Here is a 1,613-nt window from a genome sequence, read left to right on the forward strand (position 1 = left end):
AAAAAAACATATTTTTTTCTGAAAGTGTTGAGAAATAAATTTTAAAATGATTTATAGCCTCTCTGTTGAACAAAAAAAGTTTTTAGTCATTTTTATACGTGGAATGATTAAATGTCCTAGAAAGGGCTTAAAATGCAAAATAAAAAGACTACTCATTTTTTGAGTAGTCTATCTGTAGGATAGTTTTTGATATTCTAAATGAAAAGGAGTAATACATAAATCATTTTGTATACATGGGATAATACAAGGTTTAATGCATGGGATAAAAAAGGATATGATTTCACTTTTAAAAAGGGTATTTGAATAATAGAATTGTATTGTAGACATTGATTATTTAGGAGGAATAGAAAATGAGCGAAGAAAAATTCGAACAAGCAAAAGGAAATATCAAAGAGACTATTGGAGATGCTACTGATAATAAGGATTTAAAAGCAGAAGGTAAAGGAGATAAAGCTTCTGGTAAAGCCAAAGAAGTAGTAGATGATGTTAAAGATAAAGCTAATGACTTGATTGATAAAGTTAAAGGAGATAAAAACTAAATAAAAATTAAAACGTCTTAAGTATTATTATGTAGCATACTTGGGACGTTTTTTATTTAAAGTGAATAAAAATAAATAATAAGAATGAGTGAGAAAACTAAGAAAAGCATTCGTATAGCATTATCTTTTGCACAAGTAGTAGTACAGTCATTTATAGTTTATTATGCTTACAAGCAATATAAATTATCTAAAGAAAATTAATTTTTGATTATGTAATAAGTTTTGGTACTAATATTCGGGTGGGCGACTTCTTAAATTAAATTAAGGAGTCGATTTTTTATGAGTAGAAAAGAGCAAGAAATTCATTCAAAGCAAAGCACATTACAAGAAGTTACAAATTACACCTCAACCGGATACTCTAATAGCCGGTTAGGAGTGCATTCTGTGCACCCACAAAATCCTAAATTAAGTTTTGACGCTATGACAATAGTTGGAAATCTCAGTCGTGACAACGCTCAAAAGCTATCGTCATTTATGAGTATCGAACCACAAATTCCATGTTAATTCATGAAGAAGACAAATGGGGAGAATTGAATAAAAGAACTAAATATAAATATAAAAATTTAACAATTACAAAAGCAAATAGAATTTTGGCAGACAAAAGGTAAGAAGCTATTTTAAAAATGGCTACCATTTGACTCCCTTTTAGCTCCCAAATGGCTCCATAAAAAGGGAGCTATTTGGGAGCTATTTTTGATTTTATGTAGCCATTTGGGAGTCATTTTTGATTTTGGGTAGCTATTCGGTAGCTTTTGTGTAGTCGTTCGGGAGTCATATAACAATTTTTATCGCATAAATAGGAATCCCATTTGACACTGTCAAATCAATATTTTGCACAGAAACGGCTACCGAATGGCTACATACGGAGACATTTCTGTGTAGGATTCCTCTTATGCTCTTTTAAAATATTTTAAAATATAAAAGTTACATTATACACCTATTTTTTTCAGGTTTTAGCTTTTTATTGAGAAGGATAATTAAAATAAAAAAACATATTTTTTTCTGAAAGTGTTGAGAAATAAATTTTAAAATGATTTATAGCCTCTCTGTTGAACAAAAAAAGTTTTTAGTCAT

2 protein-coding genes are annotated in these 1,613 nt (G+C 29.0%); both read left to right on the forward strand.

Annotated elements, in window-relative coordinates:
* The first annotated feature begins 350 nt into the window (after window positions 1-350).
* On the forward strand, window positions 351-539 hold the full coding sequence (locus IEX85_RS23845) for a CsbD family protein (protein WP_002440614.1): 189 nt from the start codon (window positions 351-353) through the stop codon (window positions 537-539).
* A gap of 279 nt (window positions 540-818) precedes the next feature.
* Window positions 819-1,043 carry a hypothetical protein gene (locus IEX85_RS23850; protein ID WP_229722096.1) on the forward strand — a complete coding sequence of 75 codons (225 nt, stop codon included), beginning with the start codon at window positions 819-821 and terminating at the stop codon, window positions 1,041-1,043.
* The last annotated feature ends 570 nt before the right edge of the window (window positions 1,044-1,613 follow it).

It is taken from the genome of Marinobacterium nitratireducens, from assembly GCF_014645375.1.
Taxonomy (GTDB): domain Bacteria; phylum Pseudomonadota; class Gammaproteobacteria; order Pseudomonadales; family Balneatricaceae; genus Marinobacterium_A; species Marinobacterium_A nitratireducens.